We start from the raw sequence: 763 nt of genomic DNA, 5'->3' as shown, positions 1-763 counted from the left end.
GATCCGCTCGGCCGACCTGGTGCTGGCGTTGCAGCCCGACCCGTTCGCGCTCGACGCCCTCCGGGCGATGGCGTGCGGGGTTCCGGTCGTCGCGGTCCGCTCCGGCGGGCACGGCGACGCGGTCGTCGAGGACGTCACCGGCACCCTCCTCGACCGGACGGCCCCGCACGCGCTCGCCGCGGTCCTGCGCGATCTGCTCGGCGATCCGACCCGCCGTCTCGCCTATGGCCTGGCGGGCGAGGACCGCGCCCGGTCCCGGCACTCGTGGGAGCGGGTCGCCGCCGAGACCCACCGGCTCTACCTGGCAGCACACAGCCTGAGGAGGCCCTCATGATCAAAGTCCTCGTCGCGTACGGTTCCGGCCGCGGCGGAACCGGGGAGATCGCCGAACGGATCGGGGAGTCCCTGCGCGAGCTGGGTCTCGCCGTGGTCGTCCGGCCCGCCCGGGAGGTCACCGACGTCCGGTCGTTCGACGCGGTCGTCCTGGGCGGCTCGCTGTTCATGAACCGCTGGCACCGCGACGCCCACTCCTTCGCCCGCCGCCACCAGCGGATCCTGCGGCAGCGCCCGGTCTGGCTGTTCAGCAGCGGCCCGCCGTCGCCGTCCGGGCTCGCCAACACCGCCCAGTCGCTGGACGTGCGGGGGCAGGCCGACTTCGGGGAGGCGGCCACCCCGAAGAGCCTCCTGTCGGGGGTGCTGGGCGCGAAACCGGCCGCCACGCTCGACGAGCTGAACCAGGCCGCCGCCTGGGCGAAGGAGATCG

The 763-nt window shown here is 74.7% G+C and carries 2 protein-coding genes; both read left to right on the top strand.

Going from position 1 to position 763, the window contains the following annotated elements; all coding sequences use genetic code 11:
* On the top strand, nt 1–334 hold a 334-nt coding region (locus ACYVE7_RS35030; protein WP_460370975.1), incomplete at its 5' end, for a glycosyltransferase.
* A partial coding sequence (locus ACYVE7_RS35025; RefSeq protein WP_460370973.1) for a flavodoxin domain-containing protein occupies nt 331–763 on the top strand: 433 nt, incomplete at its 3' end. The genes ACYVE7_RS35030 and ACYVE7_RS35025, both read left to right, overlap by 4 nt.

It is taken from the genome of Actinocorallia lasiicapitis (assembly GCF_054778695.1).
Note: the sequence above shows the minus strand (reverse complement) of the source record. Positions and strands in the feature narration are given on the sequence as shown.